The sequence below is a fragment of the Variovorax sp. PBL-E5 genome, assembly GCF_901827185.1.
Taxonomy (GTDB): domain Bacteria; phylum Pseudomonadota; class Gammaproteobacteria; order Burkholderiales; family Burkholderiaceae_C; genus Variovorax.
Genome location: NZ_LR594671.1, coordinates 5009477 through 5024914, shown reverse-complemented (window position 1 = coordinate 5024914; position 15438 = coordinate 5009477). Strand labels below are relative to the sequence as shown.

Here is a 15438-nt window from a genome sequence, read left to right as displayed (position 1 = left end):
GGCTGGTGTGTCACCCACGAGTTCGGTGAAAAGGCGAGGACGAAAATGTTTCTAAAGAGCGCTGCGGCGGGCGAGTACGAGCCTGCGTACTTCATCATCCGGATCGACGCGGACCACCCGCCGGAGGAACTGCTCGAGAAGAACGAGTCCACTTTCTTCCACGAATACATTCACCTGCTTCAGGATCTGGTCTTGCCTTACTGCATGAGGGAGAACATGGTCCGCATGGAGACGTTCCTCTTGCTGATCAATCAAGCAAGACAGTCCGGAGAGATACGCCTCCCGAGTGAGGCTTCCGGCGAAGAGGTGGAACTAACTAAGCGGATCGCAGAAACCACATGGGGCGCGTGTTCGTTTCACCGCAGTGTCGCCGCCATTCACCGCATCGACATGATCGAGGAATCGGTGGACGGCAAGGAGTACAGGCTGCAGAAGTACGTTCTGTCGGGCGACAACGTGGGCGACTACCACTTCGGTGCCCGCGATCTACTGGAGTACATCGCTTCCAAGATCGAGTTGCGCCATTTTCCTGGTCAAATTACCCCACCCGACTTGCCATACCGATCAGTCGACTTGGTGTTGGAACACAAACGCCTGTCGCACTTGAGTGACGTAAAACGGGTGGCGCTGGCGGAGTATTGTCTCGCAAATGACAATCCGGCACGCCGATTGATGGTGATTATCGAGGACATACTGCAGGGTAGATTCCTAGAGAAGGATCGTGGCGACGATGATGCATTTGTTGATCATCTCCTTCGTCTCGAATGGGATGCGCGGGGGGTGCCCTCCAGGACCATTTCTGACAAGCTAGACCAACGCTATTCGGAACTGCGCGAGACCCTGCAGAATCAGTTCCATCCAGATGCATTTCCTGCGATTTACGCTTGGCTCGACGGGGCCCTAACGTACGCCAAGGAGGCGCTGTCGGGACGAGGCCTGTTCGCGGCCCTCTACTCGATGGAAACCGAGGAGTTCCGTTTCTCGATACAAAAAATACTGAATAGGGTGGGCGTACCACTGGTGCAAAACAAGGTGCATAGCTTGGGCACCTCCGTCGGCGATGCCACGTCCAAGGACCAATTCATACAGCTGCTGCTGGCGTATGAATTTCCCGAGTATTTGAAGCGCGAGGAGACAACATGTCCCCTGTACTCGATGTGTGAAGTCGATGCGCCTTCCCTAGTCGACGAGATCGATTGCATAGAGGCGCCGTTCCGGAGGGCCAGGCGGAAGAAGCTTTGCCCATTTGGGGTCTTCGTCAAGGCGACGGGACTTGGGCAGGTGCGCTGGTACACGCGGGACCGCCTTATTTCGAGCTTCCGATCCGATCCGTTTGCACCTTTCGATGAAGATGATGACGACGAATGAACCACTCGCGCTCAACGGCCGAAATAGCTGCAGCGCCGTCGTTGGCGAGCGCTTTTCTTCGTACCCTTCATGGGTTACCAAAGCGCTTGAACATATTCAATCCTTGGTTGGATGACGAGCCTTCATGCGAAGAGCATGATGATGCCCCGGTGATTCGTTCGTCGAATCTGTCTACATACTTGGAAAAACGGATCGGCAGAGCCAAAGTAGTGTTGATTGCCGAGGCTCCGAGTCATCGCGGAGCGAAATTTTCAGGCATTGCTATGACTTCTGAGCGGATCATTCTTGGCAAGGGGCGAGCTGTCCTGCAGAAAGTACAGCTACCGGAGTTTCAGAGGACAAGCCTCCCGCGGCGCTGGCGACATGGGCTCGCAGAGGCAACTGCCACGCTGGTCTGGTCGCAGATGACGGAGCTCGGATACGAAACCACCGAATTCGTACTGTGGAATGCATATCCTTGTCACCCCCACGAGGAACACAACCGCTTTTCCAATCGAACGCCATCCAAGACCGAGCTCATCGAGTCCTCACACGTACTACGGCAGTTCCTGTCCATGTTTTCAAACGTGCAGGTAGTTGCACTCGGGAACGTCGCCCAAAATGCACTAACTGAAATGGGGTACGACCTGCCGCACGTGCGCCACCCGGCCAACGGAGGGGCCACCGTCTTTCAGCAAGGGATCGTGGAGCTCGTGCCGCCGCCTAGACCTTCTGAGTCCAACGCATAGCCCTTCGTCAGATGACCGCTTTCTGCGGTGTGCGTCGATGTGCCGCCTGGCGCGCTGCCTGCGATCTCACCGTGGCAGTGCCCTCCCGGCGTCCGCATCGAGTCACTGGACATGCAGACCCTACGAGCCCCTCGTACCCCAGGGCGGGCGAAATCTCCGATAACCGACAATCCCAATTCGCACGGACGCTACGATTCAGAGGTGGCACCCGCATCGGGTACGACTTTGCAGTGCAGCCGCCGGTGGAGTTTCAACTACCAGCCCCAATATGGGAGACCGAGATGGAGCAGCAGTCTTTACTCTACGACGAGCGTTTCCTCGAGAGCTACGCCGGGTCCATCGTGTCGGATCCGTCGACCGCGATCGTGGAACTGGTCGCGAATTGTTGGGATGCCTACGCGACCGAGGTCAGGATCACCCTGCCAAGCCGGAAAGACGAGCGCCAGTTCAGGATCGAGGACAACGGCAAGGGCATGACGCGTGACGCCTTCGGGCACATCTGGCGCACGATTGCGTACAACCGCCTTGCAGCAGAGGGTACCAAGGCCGCCCCACCACCGGACGTGACGGGTCCGCCGCGGACGGTGTTTGGAAAGAACGGCAAAGGGCGATTCGCCAGTTTCTGCTTCGCGGGCGAGTACCTCATAACCTCGCGCAGGGATGGCCAGCAGTTCTCGTGCAAAGTTCGCCGGACGGCGACCAACCCGTTGGTACTCGATGAGGTTTCGTGGATCCCGGATGGCGTCCAGGGCCACGGGACGACCATTGAGGGCACGGGGGACATTCCCCCGCTCTTGTTCGCCGAAGAAAAAGCCCGAGAACTTATCGGCAGCCGGTTTCTCGCCAACCCTGCGTTCAAGGTGTTCCTTGGCCAGACGCAGATCACATTCAACGACATACCCGATCTGTTATCCCGGCAAGAGGTGGACGTCGAAGGCTTCGGCAAGGTCCAGATCCTGCACATCGACTCCAGGAAGGCCGACAAGACCACGAAGCAACATGGCATTGCGTGGTGGGTGCAGAACCGGGCGGTCGGTCAGTGCAAGTGGAGCCGGAGCGACTACGAGCGCATCCTTGACGGCCGCACCTCGGAGGCGAAACGTTTCACCTTCATTGTTCAGGCTGACTTCCTGAACGAGAAAAACGCCGTGACCGAAGACTGGAACGGGTTCAACGAATCCAGCGCCGCGTGGATCCGCACGCGCGAGGTCGTCCAGGACCGCATCCGCCAGATCATCCTCGATAGCAGCCGGAACGAGCGTGATGCGCGACGAGATGCCGTGATTCAGCGCGTCGGCAATACGATGAACGCGCTTTCACCCGTCAGCAAGGAGCGCGTAGAGAGTTTCATCAACGAGGTGGTCGATACCTGTCCGAACTTCGGCGAAAACGAGGTCGTGCAACTCTCCAGCATCCTTGCGAAGCTAGAGCAGTCGAAGTCGCGATACGGCTTGCTCAACCTGCTCCACAAGTGCGAGCCAAGCGATTACGACACTCTGCATACGATCCTGGGTGAATGGACGATCGGGATGGTCAAGCTAGTACTGGACGAAATCCAGAACCGGCTGAAGCTGATTTCCGAGCTTCGTGCGAAGTTGAAGCAAGTGGGCGTCGACGAAGTGCACGAGCTGCAGCCGCTGTTTGAGCGAGGCCTGTGGATGTTCGGCGCTCAGTTCGAATCGATCGAGTTCACATCGAACAAGGGGATGACGCAGGTCATCAAGACGATCTTCAAGGCAAAGGACGGCAAGGGTTCCCGAGACCGACCCGACTTCGTGACACTACCGGACAGCAGTGTCGGCTTCTACGCGCGGGCCTCCTTCAACGACGAGCACGATGAGGACGGCGTCGCCCACCTCGTCATCATCGACCTCAAGACGACCGGACTGAGTCTTGGCGGCCGAGAGAAGGACCAGGTGTGGAAGTATGTGAAGGAACTGCGTGCCAGAGGCTATCTGCAAAAAGGGACGAGGATCGACGGCTTTGTGCTGGGCGACAAGATCGAGCAAGGAGAGATCGATCCTCGCAAAGAAGGCGACGAGGTTCGAATCTATCCCATGCTTTATGAAACCATCCTGGTCCGGGCGGAGAAGCGGCTGCTGAACCTTCACTCGAAGGTTAAGGACGCACCTTTCTTGGCCGCGCAGCAGGAAGCGCTGAAAAAGTTTCTGGAGCCGGTGCCTGTCCTACAGCCAGAGCTGGCCGAACTCGGGGACAGGCCGTGAATTCTGGTGCGTCCGTCAACTGGATTGCCGCTTTCAATCACCTGTTCCCGGTGCTCAATCGGTCCGGCGCGCCGTTCTATTGCTCCGGGCCGGACTTCTGCCGGGCGCTGCAACAGGTTGATCCCGGGTCACCGAGCTACGAACAGCTGATGCCTCTGTTGACGAGCCAGGGTCGGAGCACATCCCGCAAGTCCTTCTATTGGGAGATGCTGCAAGCCTTGCCCGAGCCGCATCGCTTCCATGTCTATCGCATCTTCATCAATCAAATCGAACCTCATGCACGGGGCGACGCCGAAACCCTTCGCGGGATCGTGTTCGGCGGCGGCTACGCGGTTCCAGTCACCCTGGTACCGATCGATCTCTGGAATTCCGAAAAACCGAATAGCAATCTGCGGGACATCGACCTGGCAATCGATGCCGGCCACTACAACCGTGCCACAGCCCTGAGCTACTCCTGCCTTGAGGGTCTGTACAAGGCCTATGTCCGCAAGCACGTGCCGGCCCAGGACGGCCTGTCTGACCTCATACAGCTGTGCCGCGTCGTGAAGGACGACATCGCGGCGAAGCTTACAGTTCAAGGTCCCTTTCCAGAGCAGATCGTCAACGCCCTTCCGACGATGACGCACGCGGTGGCCAATTCACGTAACGGCTTCAGCGAGGCGCATTTTGGCGGGGACTCGCAACGTTGGCTCGCCCTACTAGCCCGGGACATGACCAACTCAATCGGACGCCTGCTGCTCAATTTCGTATAGGTCCGCTCGTGATTCGGTGTGCGGCTAGCACCCCCAGCAACCCAATTGTGCGTTTCGGCGTGCCGTCGCCGGGCTCGCGGGCTGCACCCCGTGCTGACTGCGCCCATCGCGGCCTCCGACTTTAATCCCTGACGCTTTCGGCCGAGCTACCGCCTGCGCGCTGCCCTTGCAGAACTTGGGGGGAAGGAGTCGGCGATTCTTGTTCCTTCAGCCGTCGCGTGCCGATGAGGCGCTTACACAGACACTCAACGTGGCGCTCGCACTAGTCGATATTCGCTTTCTGGATCAGAGTGGGTACATACAGCGACGGAAGTCCCCTCTCTTTCGCGGCGCGGGGCCTCTTGTAGGCAACAGGGGCGAGCAGCCCGACTTTTTCGCTCACCCGTGGACGCTAGGGGCGATCTCCAGGGGAATGGCTAAAGCCAATCCCCGCCGCGCAGGCTTGGCGCCCCTCGATACCGCCGACCAGGCCGCGCCTGATCGGCCGGCGCAAAAAGTCGATGTGCGCTAAGCGCTTGTTCACTTCTAACTAGGCGTGCCCGCGGCACGCAAGGACGCTCGCCGCGCGGCCATGGCTTCGTCGCTTATCTGGCCGCTGGCCGGCGTCCCGTCTTCCCCCGCTTTCATCGCTGATCCCGCGACCGTAGCCGCCGGTGCCTGGCCGTCAAGGCGCGCAGGGCCGTGTCCTCGCCGGAGGCTGCGGGCCGCCCCAACACCCTGCGCTAATTTCCTTGACCGTCAGTCCCCGTCGGCCCGGTTTTTCGCGGGCGATGAACTCAGGAAAGACGGCGGCAACGGCGACCAGCCCAGGTCACTGCGCCGAACCCACGAAGCCAACACCGGGCTCCGAATCTTGGAATCCGGCTGGTGTGGGAACCACAGGAGAGCCGCGCATGCACACACCGACACCTTGAAACCCTTCGTCACTTTTCTCTCTTGCATTTTCAACGTCCCGGCTCGGGACAGGAGTTTTCAATATGAACACCGCTACCCTTCATGAAGCCACCGCCATCGCCGCTGCGGTCGCAGCCGTCACGGCATCGCAAGAACTGCTGCTACTTCCGCTATCCAAGCTGCGGCCTTCAAGCCGCAACGTGCGCAAGAGCGGCGGCACGTCGATTCCCGAACTGGCCGCAAGCATTGCCCGCGTGGGCTTGCTGCAAAACCTCAATGTGGTGCTTGCTGCCGATGGCGAGCATTACGAGGTCGTGGCCGGTCGCCGTCGCCTCGCCGCGCTCAAGCTGCTGGTCAAGCGGCGCAAGCTCGCCAAGGACTTCGAGGTGGCCTGCCTGCTGGGGTCTGATGCTGCGGCGCGCACCGTCAGCCTGACCGAGAACGTGCAGCGCGAGGCTATGCACCCGGCCGACCAGTTCGAGGCTTTTGCCGATCTGGTGGCCGAAGGACGGCCCATCGAGGACATTGCCGCCGACTTCGGCGTGACGCCCTTGGTCGTGCAGCGGCGCTTGAAGCTCGCTAACGTCTCGCCGCGCCTGTTGGCCGACTACCGGGGTGAGGCCGTCACGCTGGAGCAGCTGATGGCGCTTGCCATCACCGACGACCATGCGGCGCAGGAAGCGGCGTTCTATGAGTCGCCGCAGTGGCAGCGCAGCCCGGAGGCGCTGCGGGATCACCTGACACATGAGGAGATCGACGCATGCCGCGATGCGCTGGCGAAGTTCGTAGGTGTCCAGACCTACGAGCAGGCCGGGGGCGCAGTGCGGCGCGACCTGTTCGCGGACGAGCAGAGCGGAGTATTCCTCACGGATGCAGCGCTGCTGGAGTCGTTGGCGAAAGACAGGCTCGTGCCGATGGTCCAGCAGGTACATGCAGAGGGCTGGGGTTGGGCGGACGTAGCCCCGCGAGCTACCCGCGCCGACCTGCACCAGTTCCAGCGCATGCGCAGCAAACGACGCGAGCCGAGCAAGGCCGAGGCCAAGCGCATCGCCGAGCTCGAAGCGCAGCAACGCAAGCTGCAAGACCGCCTGGACGACGAGAACGAGGACATGACGGACGAGCAGGCGCAAGCCGCGCAGGACGAGATGGACATGCTGGGCAACGAACTCGAAGCCATCGAGCGCACGCTGGTGGTCTATCCGCCGCGTGCGATGGCAACGGCGGGGGCCGTGGTGTCGCTCGACCACATGGGCGGTGTGATCGTGCATCGCGGGCTGCTGCGCGAGGAACAGGCCAAGGCGATGCGGGAGCAGGAACGCGGCGGGCGCGGCACGAATGGCGATACGGAGAGCAGCGGCGCAGCCGAAACGCAGGGCAAGCTGACCATTTCGGAAAAGCTGGTCAAGTGCCTGAGTGCCCATCGCACCGCTGCCTTGCAAGCTGAGGTCGCCCGGCATCCGCAGGTCGCGCTGGTTGCCGTCGTGCATCGGCTCGCGCTGCATGTCATCCATGACGCGCACTACGGTTCGCCCATCAACATCACCGCCAACCCACAGGGGCGGCTGGAGCAGTACGCCGCTGACGTTGCCGAGGCACCGGCTGCTGTGGGCATGCGGCAGGTGCGGGAGGCATGGGCCGAACGCCTGCCCAGCGATCCAGATGCGCTGTTCGCCGAGTTGTTGGTGTTGCCGCAGCAGGAGCTGCTATCTCTGCTCGCGGTTTGCGTGGGCTTCACGGTGACAGCCATCGCTTCGCGGGAGGACGAAACCCCGGCAGCTGCACTGGCGCAGGCTGTGGGACTGGACATGCACGCGTGGTGGACGCCGACCGCAGCAGGCTACTTCGATCACGTCTCCAAGGCCAAAGCATTGGAAGGGTTGCAAGTTTTCGCCCCCGGTGAAGTGAACCGGCTCGGCAAGCTCAAGAAGGCAGAGATTTCCAGCGAAGCCGAGCGACTGGCGGCGGGCACCGGTTGGCTGCCTGCGATGTTCCGTGCTCAGGAGCAACCTGCGATCGCCGAGCCGGACGCTGGTGCGCAGCCTGACGCCGAAGCGGCGGAGGGCATGGAAGCAGCTGCGTAATCGGCCCGAGTTCCCGGCTTGGATGCCGGGAACTCGGAATTCGGCGCGACGCGCGCGGCAGACTGCCGCGCGCGTTTTGACGTCCAGACATCCGCCGATCGCCGTATCGCGTCGCGCGCGCTACGCCAGCGTTCGCCGTGGTGGGTTGGGAATGCCAGCTGAACGCAAGAGCATCGAAGAGCACCGGTCACCTGCCAGGCGACCGGACTTCGACAACCCAATTCCAGATACCCATGAACCATCAAGGCGTCAGCGAGATTTTCTTTGAAGAGTCCTATACCGTTCCCGCCGACCAGACGGCGAAGTCGCTCTTTGCACGGCTTCCTTACGGAAGCGGCTATGCGGAGCGATTGATCGAATGCCTTGCCACTGGGTATCTGGTGGCCGTGGTCGAGTCGATCTGCATCCGCGAGATGCAGCAGCACGTCGACGCCGCCACCGAAGTGGTGGTTGGCCGGACCATTCGAATCGACCACCGGGGACCGATCCCTCCCGGGTCGCCCTTGCGGCTGCGCGGATGGCTCGAACGGATGGGGGATCGGAGTGCGACATTCCGCGTTCAGGCCCACGATGCGCACGAGGTCGTTTGCGAAGCTACTGTCACGCTGGTGGCTGCCCTACGTGACCAGATGGAGTCGCGTATCGCGACGAAGGTCCTTGCGCTGGAATGCCCTGGAAGCTAACAAAGCGCCCAACCTGTATGGAGCGTTCATCTCGACCCGGCTTGCTGCGGTCCATTCTCGTGTGCGCCGTCCTTCATTGGGAGGAAGGGCGGTCCGCGCCGACGACGGCGCGTCAACGACAAGCCGCTCCAAGCGGATTTCTGGCCAAGCCGAGAGCGTCCACCCGATGGACGGCGCCGATGCAACGGGATCGCACTTCCCTGTCTCGCCGTTCACTGCCTTTGCCGTCGCGGGGTGTCGGCGAGCCTCAAACGCCGTCGCGGCGGTGATGGTGCGCAAGCCATGTGTCCTTTCCGTACAAGATCACTCCCACAGCGGCCTTGTTTTTGTCGTGAATCCTGGCGAGGGCACGGCGGCTCTGCCGCCTCGGGCTTGTTCGCCGCAACCGTCCAGCCCGACAAATTTCCCCGACCTGCGGTCTTCCTCGCGAGGCAAATTTCTCGGGCTTCCCGGTCCTTCGCTGCGCTGCGGCCTTCGGTGCGGCGCGCCCGGACCCTCACCGATCGGATCACGCCAAGGCCGCGATGGGCGCGACCTGGTTAACTTCAAAAGGACTTCATCATGGCCAACATCGGCACCTTCACCGCACAGAACGACAGCTACTCCGGCTCGGTTCGCACCCTGACGCTCAACGTCAAGGTCAAGATCGTGCCCAACGACAAGGACAGCGAGAACGCCCCGGACTACCGCATCGTCGCCGGCAACTTCGAGATCGGCGCGGCTTGGAAGAAGATCAGCCGGGCGGAGCGGCCCTACCTGTCGGTCACCCTGGATGACCCGTCGTTTCCGGCGACCATCTACGCCCGCCTGGTCGAAGGCGAGGACGGCGCGCACAACCTGATCTGGTCGCGCAGCAAGGGCGACTGATCGTCGCCCCGCCCCGCCGCCGGCGGGGCGCAATTTCTCTTCCGAATGCGCTACTTCAACAGTTCGGGAAGGCAGTCGGCAAATGCCGGCTGGATCTTGCCCATCGACTTGGCGACGGCGGCGTCGCCCGTCAGCACCGCTAACGTCATTCCGGTCATTGTGAGCAAGCCGTTGGAGTTGCGCAGGATCTGCAGGGCCAAGTGCACCGGGAAGCCCTCGGCCTGACGGCGCAGCGGGTGGATGCCGCCATGCACGTAGGAGTTCATGGCATGCCAAGAAACATCCTTGAACCGCACCAGCATCTGGTGCGCGGCCGCCGGCACGTTGGTGCCTACCCGCTTGCCGATCTGATCGATCATGTCGGTGGCCGAGGGGAGACTCTTCGCGGCCAGCTCGCTCTCGGGTGTCAAGGGCGCGGCGATCTTGTCGATGGCGAGTTCATTGGCCGCATACTGCAGCCACATCGCGCGGACCAAAGCTTCGAACTGGAGCCGCATCAAGCCGACCGCCGATGTGGGCAATCCCATTGCCAGGAGTGCGCGCAAGCTGAGGCCGTGCTCCAGTGCAACCGAGCACATGCCCACGGCTGCCTCTCCGCGAGGTGAAGGGTCGAAAGTGTCGCGGTCGAGGATGTGAAGCAAGGCTTCCTGCAACTCGTCGGACCGTCGAAGCATCGCTTCGAACGGATCGCCGGTTTCGTGTTGGGCAGCTTCCATGGTGGTCATCCTATTCGTTCGCGTGCGTCTGTGCGGCAGGGGGCGTGGCAGCCTGAATAGCGGGAATGCGAATGCACTCGAATCAGTAAAGCCGCATTTGCTTCTTCTCGCCAATTCGCCTTTGCGGCTTTCCAGCAGCACGTTTCGGCGGCGACTCGTGAAAGTAATCTTTGCGCTTCTGCGCGTTTGCCCAGTCCCGTATTGGCGGATTCACGGCTCTCCGCACATCCTGAAACCAACTTCCGTTCTTTTGTGCGTCTCCGGCAATGCCGGCCGCGCTGGCGTGCTGCGCATCAAGCCGCCCGCGGCGTCTAGACCCTTCGGGCTTTCATCGCTGACGCCTTTCGCGCCTGCGGCGCTGCGCACTGCGTTTGCAAGAGCGTGGGGGACGGCTTGCTGTTCCCTTCACCGTATCACGTCGTTCTCGCCGTCAAGGTCTGCGCGTGCGTCGCACGCTTGCGTCCTGCGGCCGTCTTTGAACCCTGACGGCTGCGCTGCGACGTGCTGCCTCCGGTCTCGGGCAATCCCGCCCTGATTCCTTCCTAGGAGAAGACCGTGACGAAACTCATCGCTGACGAACAACTTGTGCAGCTGCTGGCCAACGGCCGCCAGTCCCTCGGGCAAGAAAACTTCGACCCCGCTCCCGTGGTCAAGTTGTTCACCCCTGACGCCGGCGCGACCTGGCTACTGACAGAGATCGATCCCGACGATCACGACCACGCATTCGGGCTGTGCGACCTGGGCTTGGGTTTCCCTGAGTTGGGTTGGGTCAGCTTGGCAGAGATCGCCGCAGTGCGCGGCCGGCTGGGGCTTCCTGTGGAACGGGACCTTCACTTCCAAGCGCAGAAGCGTCTGAGTGTGTACGCGCGTGAGGCTCGATCGGCCGGGCGCATCGTGGCGTAGCAGGCGTCATGGGCTGTGGGTGACGCCGCGGCCCACTGGCTCTATTTATTCTCGTCCGTGGCGAGGCGGGCCTCGGTTTCCAGCATCAGTTCGCCCGCGCTGCGGCCCAGCGCGCGGGCGATCCTCAAGATCATGGCCAAGGTGGGCATGTGTTCGCCTCGCTCAATCTTTCCCATGTGCGAGCGCTCGATGCCGGCCAGGTGGGCCAGGGTTTCCTGGGCGATTCCGTCCTCGGTGCGCAGGCTGCGGACAGCTTCGCCAAAGGCCCGTGCGGGGACCGCCTCAAACGTTGTTGCGCCGGTCGGCCGACCGCGCTGTATTCCTTGCTTCTGCATACACAGAAGCGTCGTGTTTGACGTACATTAAAACCACGTTATCTTTAACTCAAAGTTCTAAGACAATCGATACCTGGGGGCCGTCATGGCATTGGTTGGAAGTGATCGGTATCCCGCTTGCCTTATGCCGGGGCCACATTAGGATGTAATTACCTCACAAAGAAGACATGTCATTTCTCACAGACGAGCAGCGGAGCCAGATGCTGGCCAACGGTGCCGCGCGGGCGCGGGGGGAAAGGCTTGACCCCCTACCCGTCGTCAAGCTCTACGCACTGGACGCCGGTGCGGCCTGGCTGCTGACCGAGCTGGACGCCGGTGGGGACAAGGCCTACGGCCTGTGCGACGCCGGCACCGGCAGTCCTGAGCTGGGGCACGTCAGCCTCTCGGCCCTCGAAGGCGTGCGCGGGCCGCGGGGCATGCCCATCGTGGCCGATCCGCACTTCAAGCCTCGCCAAACGCTTACGGCTTACCTGGCCGACGCACAGCGCGACGGTTCGATCAACGACTAGCGCGTTTCCGCAAAATCGCTAACCGCGCGATGAATGGTCGCCCCAAAGGCGACTCTGCTTCTTCTCTCCTGTGGCAGGGTTCCTCCAAAGGAGGACTCCATGTCGAAACCCGATTCCGAAGACCTACCCTATGCGCCGTGGGGCGTGTCGGCCGCCTACCTCTACGTGCTGGACCTGGACGACTCGGGCGTTGCCTGGGAGTACTTGCGTCGTCATCCGGACTACCGCTCAGATTGGGCGCGCCGGAAGCGCGTGGTGTCGTTTGCCCGCTGGGGGTTGCGATGTCGCCGAAGATCCCGACTTGGACGGCCACTGTGCGCATCCGCTGTGGCTGTCGTCCTCTGACGGGTTGCTGCATGTGCGTGCTGCGCGCGCGCACGATGCAGCTGCCTGCCTATTCGATCTGTGGCGAATCCCCGGCCGCAAGCGCTTGGCGCTTGACGGTCCCGACTTGTCGATGACAGTCGATCTCAGTGCCCAGCGCATGCGCTTGTCGCTGTCGGGTGCTCTTGCTGACGGCACCGCTTACGCGAGTGCCGTTCCGCTGACGCCGCGCCTGCGCGGCCAGCTCGACGCCTTCAATGCGCAGGCGCAGGCCTTGGAAGGCCATACGCCGCAGGTGAATCCCGCACGATCAGTGACTCGGGCCGCGCTTCTGCACCTGCGCGCTTTGCACGCGCTCGATGCCGCGCAGGCGGGCGCGTCACATCGTGACATCGCCCAAGCCTTGTTCGGTCTCGAAGCCGTCGTTCTGCGATGGCATGAGGATGGAGAGCTGCGCGCGCAGGTACGGCACCTTCTGCGGCGTGCAGAGGCATTCATGAACGGCGGCTACCTAGCCATGGCCGGTGTGCTGCCTCTCCCAGCGAAGCACCCCGGAGACGAACCGGTGCCCTGAATTTCTCCCTGCCCCGATCGGGCCAGGTTTCCGAGACTGCCTCCATCGGGCCGCAAACGGTTTGCGGCCCATCGACAGCGATGGAGTCCGTCATGACAGCTGGCAGTTCTCTCTCTTCCCGCCCGGCCGCTGCGGCTGCGCCGCAGCCTGCTGCGGTGCCGCCTGCGCCGGCCAATTCCGAGTTTCTGACCACCGACGAAGCCGGTGCCTTCCTGCGGTTGTCACCGCGTACGCTGGAGAAGCAGCGCGTACTGGGCGGTGGTCCTCGGTTCCGCAAGTTCGGCGCACGCGTCGTGTACGCGGCCGCCGACCTGCGTGCCTGGGCCGACAGCCGCGCTTACGACATGACCTCGGACCCCGGCTACGTGCAGCGCGACTCCGTGCGCTGACTGGCCGCACGAGGGGGCAACACCGCATGTCAAGGCGCCTGAGCGAACGCGAACAGCTCACATTGTTCCGCGCGCTGCCGCACGGCGACATGGCGCTGCGCGATTCGCAGGACCTCATGGCCTACCCCTTCTTCTCCCTGGCCAAGTCGCCGCGCATCGTACCGATCCGCTTCGAGGCTGGCGGCATCACGCTCACCGTCGAGGGCGTGCCCGAGCACGGCATCGCCACCATTTGGGACGCCGACGTGCTGATCTGGGCCGCCAGCCAGATCATCCAGGCGAAGAAGGAAGGCATCGCGCCTTCGCGCCTGATGGTGGCCACCCCTTACGAGATCCTGCGCTTTGCGCGGCGGGGTACCGGCCGCAGCGACTACCTGGCGCTACGCGCCGCGCTCGACCGGCTGCAGTCCACCACTGTTGCCACGACGCTGCGCCAGCGCGAGCGCCCGAACGGCGGCAAGCGGGTGCACCGCTTCTCATGGATCAACGAGTGGAGGGAATACATCCGGCCCGATGGGCGCTCCGACGGCATCGAGCTGATCCTGGCCGACTGGTTCTTCACCGGCGTGATGGACGAGGCGCTGGTGCTCACGCTTGATCCCACGTATTTCCGGCTTTCAGGCGGCATCGAGCGCTGGTTGTACCGGCTGGTGCGCAAGCACGGCGGGCGGCAACCTAGTGGATGGCGTTTCGAAATACGTCACCTGTACTTGAAGTCCGGCGCGCTCCAACGCTCCCGCGATTTCGCCGCGCATGTGCGCGGCCTTGCACTACGCCAAGCGCTGCCGGGATACCGCCTGGCGATCGAACGCAGCGGCGGCTCCGAATGGCTGGCCTTCCGCCCTTGCACAAGCAACACATCGATGACCGACTTATCCACCGCTTCTGTTGAAGAACCTGGGGATGTCGTGGGGACGGGCTCGGTGGATCACCGGCACGAGACTCGGTGGATCACCGGCGCAACTATCGGTGGATCACCGGCGCCAAACAGCCCGCAAGCCGCTCCCAGCAATGGTTTCGGGCTTCCCTAAACATCTAAAGGGATACATAAATGGAAGTCACGCGCGCGCGAAACGAAACTGCTCAAAAGGCGGGCAGTGCCTCGCTGGATGCAGTCCGAACAGCCGAAAACCGCTTGTCAGGAAGACAAGACCGACCTGGCAAGGTGATCGCATTGCTGAATCAGAAAGGCGGTGCGGGCAAGACCACGCTTGCCACGCATCTGGCGGGCGAGCTGGCGATGGCGGGAAGCCGCGTGACGCTGCTCGACGCCGATCCGCAGGGCTCTGCGCTCGACTGGGCGCAACGGCGGATGCAGAACGGTCAGGGACGGCTCTACGGTGTGTTCGGGTTGGCGAGGGACTCGCTGCATCAGGAAGCGCCCCAGATCGCCCTGGAGGCGGACTTCGTCGTGATCGACGGCCCGCCACGGGTCGCGGCCCTCGCGCGCTCCGCGCTGCTGGCCGCCGACCTGGTGCTGATTCCGGTTCAGCCCAGCGCGTACGATGTGTGGGCCAGCCATGAGATGGTGACGCTCATAGCCGAGGCCCGGGTATTCAGGCCGCAGCTTCGCGCGGCCTTCGTCATCAACCGGCGCGTGGTCGGCACGGTGATCGGCCGCGAAGCACGCGCCGCGCTGATCGACCAGCCGTTTGCCGCGCTGCAGATCGAAGTCTCGCAGCGCATCGTGTTCGCCGACAGCGTGGCTGCCGGGCGGCTGGCATGCGAAGCCGCGCCGAAGTGCGCGGCCGCGCGCGAGATCGCGGCACTGGCGCAAGCAGTGCAGGAGATGCTGCGATGACGGTATCAGCGTCATCTGCAACGCCGAAGCGCTCCGAAATCGGCCGCAAGCCGGCCGTCGATCCGGCATCGACCTGGGTGCGCCGGGCCGACGCACTAGAGGTCGCCGTGAGGGCGTCGATCTACACCGCGCGCCTCACCATTGACGTGACGCCCGCGCTGCGGGGGCGTATCAAGATAATCGCCTTTGAACGCGGTGTGACTGCGGCCGAGATGCTACGGGAGCTGCTGGAGCGCGAGTATGGCAGAGGACAGCCATGACGCAATTGCTACCCATCACTGTGCAGCCT

16 protein-coding genes and 2 pseudogenes are annotated in these 15438 nt (G+C 62.6%); 16 read left to right on the top strand and 2 right to left on the bottom strand.

Annotation, left to right across the window (positions count from 1 at the left end):
- Positions 1 to 45: 45 nt before the first annotated feature.
- From WDLP6_RS24520 to WDLP6_RS24490, 8 genes and pseudogenes are all read left to right on the top strand, one after another.
- Positions 46 to 1368: a hypothetical protein gene (locus WDLP6_RS24520; RefSeq protein WP_162594463.1), complete on the top strand. Its 1323-nt coding sequence runs from the start codon at positions 46 to 48 to the stop codon at positions 1366 to 1368.
- A gap of 86 nt (positions 1369 to 1454) precedes the next feature.
- Positions 1455 to 2096 carry a uracil-DNA glycosylase gene (locus WDLP6_RS24515; RefSeq protein WP_162594462.1) on the top strand — a complete coding sequence of 214 codons (642 nt, stop codon included), beginning with the start codon at positions 1455 to 1457 and terminating at the stop codon, positions 2094 to 2096.
- 281 nt (positions 2097 to 2377) lie between these two features.
- Positions 2378 to 4321 carry an ATP-binding protein gene (locus WDLP6_RS24510; RefSeq protein WP_162594461.1) on the top strand — a complete coding sequence of 648 codons (1944 nt, stop codon included), beginning with the start codon at positions 2378 to 2380 and terminating at the stop codon, positions 4319 to 4321.
- Positions 4318 to 5073 (top strand): hypothetical protein, encoded by a 756-nt coding sequence (locus tag WDLP6_RS24505; RefSeq protein WP_162594460.1) that lies wholly within the window; start codon positions 4318 to 4320, stop codon positions 5071 to 5073. Before WDLP6_RS24510 ends, WDLP6_RS24505 begins: the two co-directional genes overlap by 4 nt.
- A 205-nt stretch (positions 5074 to 5278) precedes the next feature.
- Positions 5279 to 5359: pseudogene (locus WDLP6_RS35535) on the top strand (JAB domain-containing protein); the annotation flags it as partial.
- A gap of 691 nt (positions 5360 to 6050) precedes the next feature.
- On the top strand, positions 6051 to 8048 hold the full coding sequence (locus tag WDLP6_RS24500) for a ParB/RepB/Spo0J family partition protein (protein ID WP_162594459.1): 1998 nt from the start codon (positions 6051 to 6053) through the stop codon (positions 8046 to 8048).
- A gap of 233 nt (positions 8049 to 8281) precedes the next feature.
- A complete protein-coding gene (locus tag WDLP6_RS24495) occupies positions 8282 to 8731 on the top strand; it encodes a thioesterase family protein (RefSeq protein WP_162594458.1) in 450 nt (149 codons plus the stop codon).
- A 561-nt stretch (positions 8732 to 9292) separates the two neighbouring features.
- Positions 9293 to 9598 (top strand): DUF736 domain-containing protein, encoded by a 306-nt coding sequence (locus WDLP6_RS24490; RefSeq protein WP_162594457.1) that lies wholly within the window; start codon positions 9293 to 9295, stop codon positions 9596 to 9598.
- Between the two features lie 50 nt (positions 9599 to 9648).
- Here the strand turns inward: WDLP6_RS24490 and WDLP6_RS24485 are convergent, their stop codons facing one another.
- Positions 9649 to 10314, bottom strand: coding sequence for a DUF6988 family protein (locus tag WDLP6_RS24485; RefSeq protein WP_162594456.1), 666 nt, complete (start codon positions 10312 to 10314; stop codon positions 9649 to 9651).
- Between the two features lie 555 nt (positions 10315 to 10869).
- Here WDLP6_RS24485 and WDLP6_RS24480 point away from each other — a divergent pair.
- On the top strand, positions 10870 to 11217 hold the full coding sequence (locus WDLP6_RS24480; RefSeq protein WP_162594455.1) for a DUF2958 domain-containing protein: 348 nt from the start codon (positions 10870 to 10872) through the stop codon (positions 11215 to 11217).
- 41 nt (positions 11218 to 11258) lie between these two features.
- On the opposite strand, the gene WDLP6_RS24475 is transcribed toward WDLP6_RS24480, so the two are convergent.
- Positions 11259 to 11552 carry a helix-turn-helix domain-containing protein gene (locus tag WDLP6_RS24475; RefSeq protein WP_162594454.1) on the bottom strand — a complete coding sequence of 98 codons (294 nt, stop codon included), beginning with the start codon at positions 11550 to 11552 and terminating at the stop codon, positions 11259 to 11261.
- A gap of 167 nt (positions 11553 to 11719) precedes the next feature.
- Here WDLP6_RS24475 and WDLP6_RS24470 point away from each other — a divergent pair, with 167 nt between their 5' ends.
- The 7 genes and pseudogenes from WDLP6_RS24470 to WDLP6_RS24445 all read left to right on the top strand — a co-directional run bounded on the left by WDLP6_RS24470 (position 11720) and on the right by WDLP6_RS24445 (position 15409).
- On the top strand, positions 11720 to 12061 hold the full coding sequence (locus tag WDLP6_RS24470) for a DUF2958 domain-containing protein (RefSeq protein ID WP_162594453.1): 342 nt from the start codon (positions 11720 to 11722) through the stop codon (positions 12059 to 12061).
- A gap of 33 nt (positions 12062 to 12094) precedes the next feature.
- Positions 12095 to 12406 (top strand): transcriptional regulator domain-containing protein, encoded by a 312-nt coding sequence (locus tag WDLP6_RS35530; protein ID WP_443083428.1) that lies wholly within the window; start codon positions 12095 to 12097, stop codon positions 12404 to 12406.
- Positions 12363 to 12959, top strand: coding sequence for a DNA -binding domain-containing protein (locus WDLP6_RS24465; protein WP_162594452.1), 597 nt, complete (start codon positions 12363 to 12365; stop codon positions 12957 to 12959). Before WDLP6_RS35530 ends, WDLP6_RS24465 begins: the two co-directional genes overlap by 44 nt.
- A gap of 92 nt (positions 12960 to 13051) precedes the next feature.
- Positions 13052 to 13348 (top strand): helix-turn-helix transcriptional regulator, encoded by a 297-nt coding sequence (locus WDLP6_RS24460; RefSeq protein ID WP_232077286.1) that lies wholly within the window; start codon positions 13052 to 13054, stop codon positions 13346 to 13348.
- Between the two features lie 26 nt (positions 13349 to 13374).
- Positions 13375 to 14193: pseudogene (locus tag WDLP6_RS24455) on the top strand (replication initiator protein A); the annotation flags it as partial.
- A 206-nt stretch (positions 14194 to 14399) separates the two neighbouring features.
- Positions 14400 to 15149, top strand: coding sequence for a ParA family partition ATPase (gene parA, locus WDLP6_RS24450; protein WP_232077284.1), 750 nt, complete (start codon positions 14400 to 14402; stop codon positions 15147 to 15149).
- On the top strand, positions 15146 to 15409 hold the full coding sequence (locus WDLP6_RS24445; RefSeq protein ID WP_162594450.1) for a ribbon-helix-helix protein: 264 nt from the start codon (positions 15146 to 15148) through the stop codon (positions 15407 to 15409). The genes parA and WDLP6_RS24445 overlap by 4 nt, the downstream gene beginning before the upstream one ends.
- The last annotated feature ends 29 nt before the right edge of the window (positions 15410 to 15438 follow it).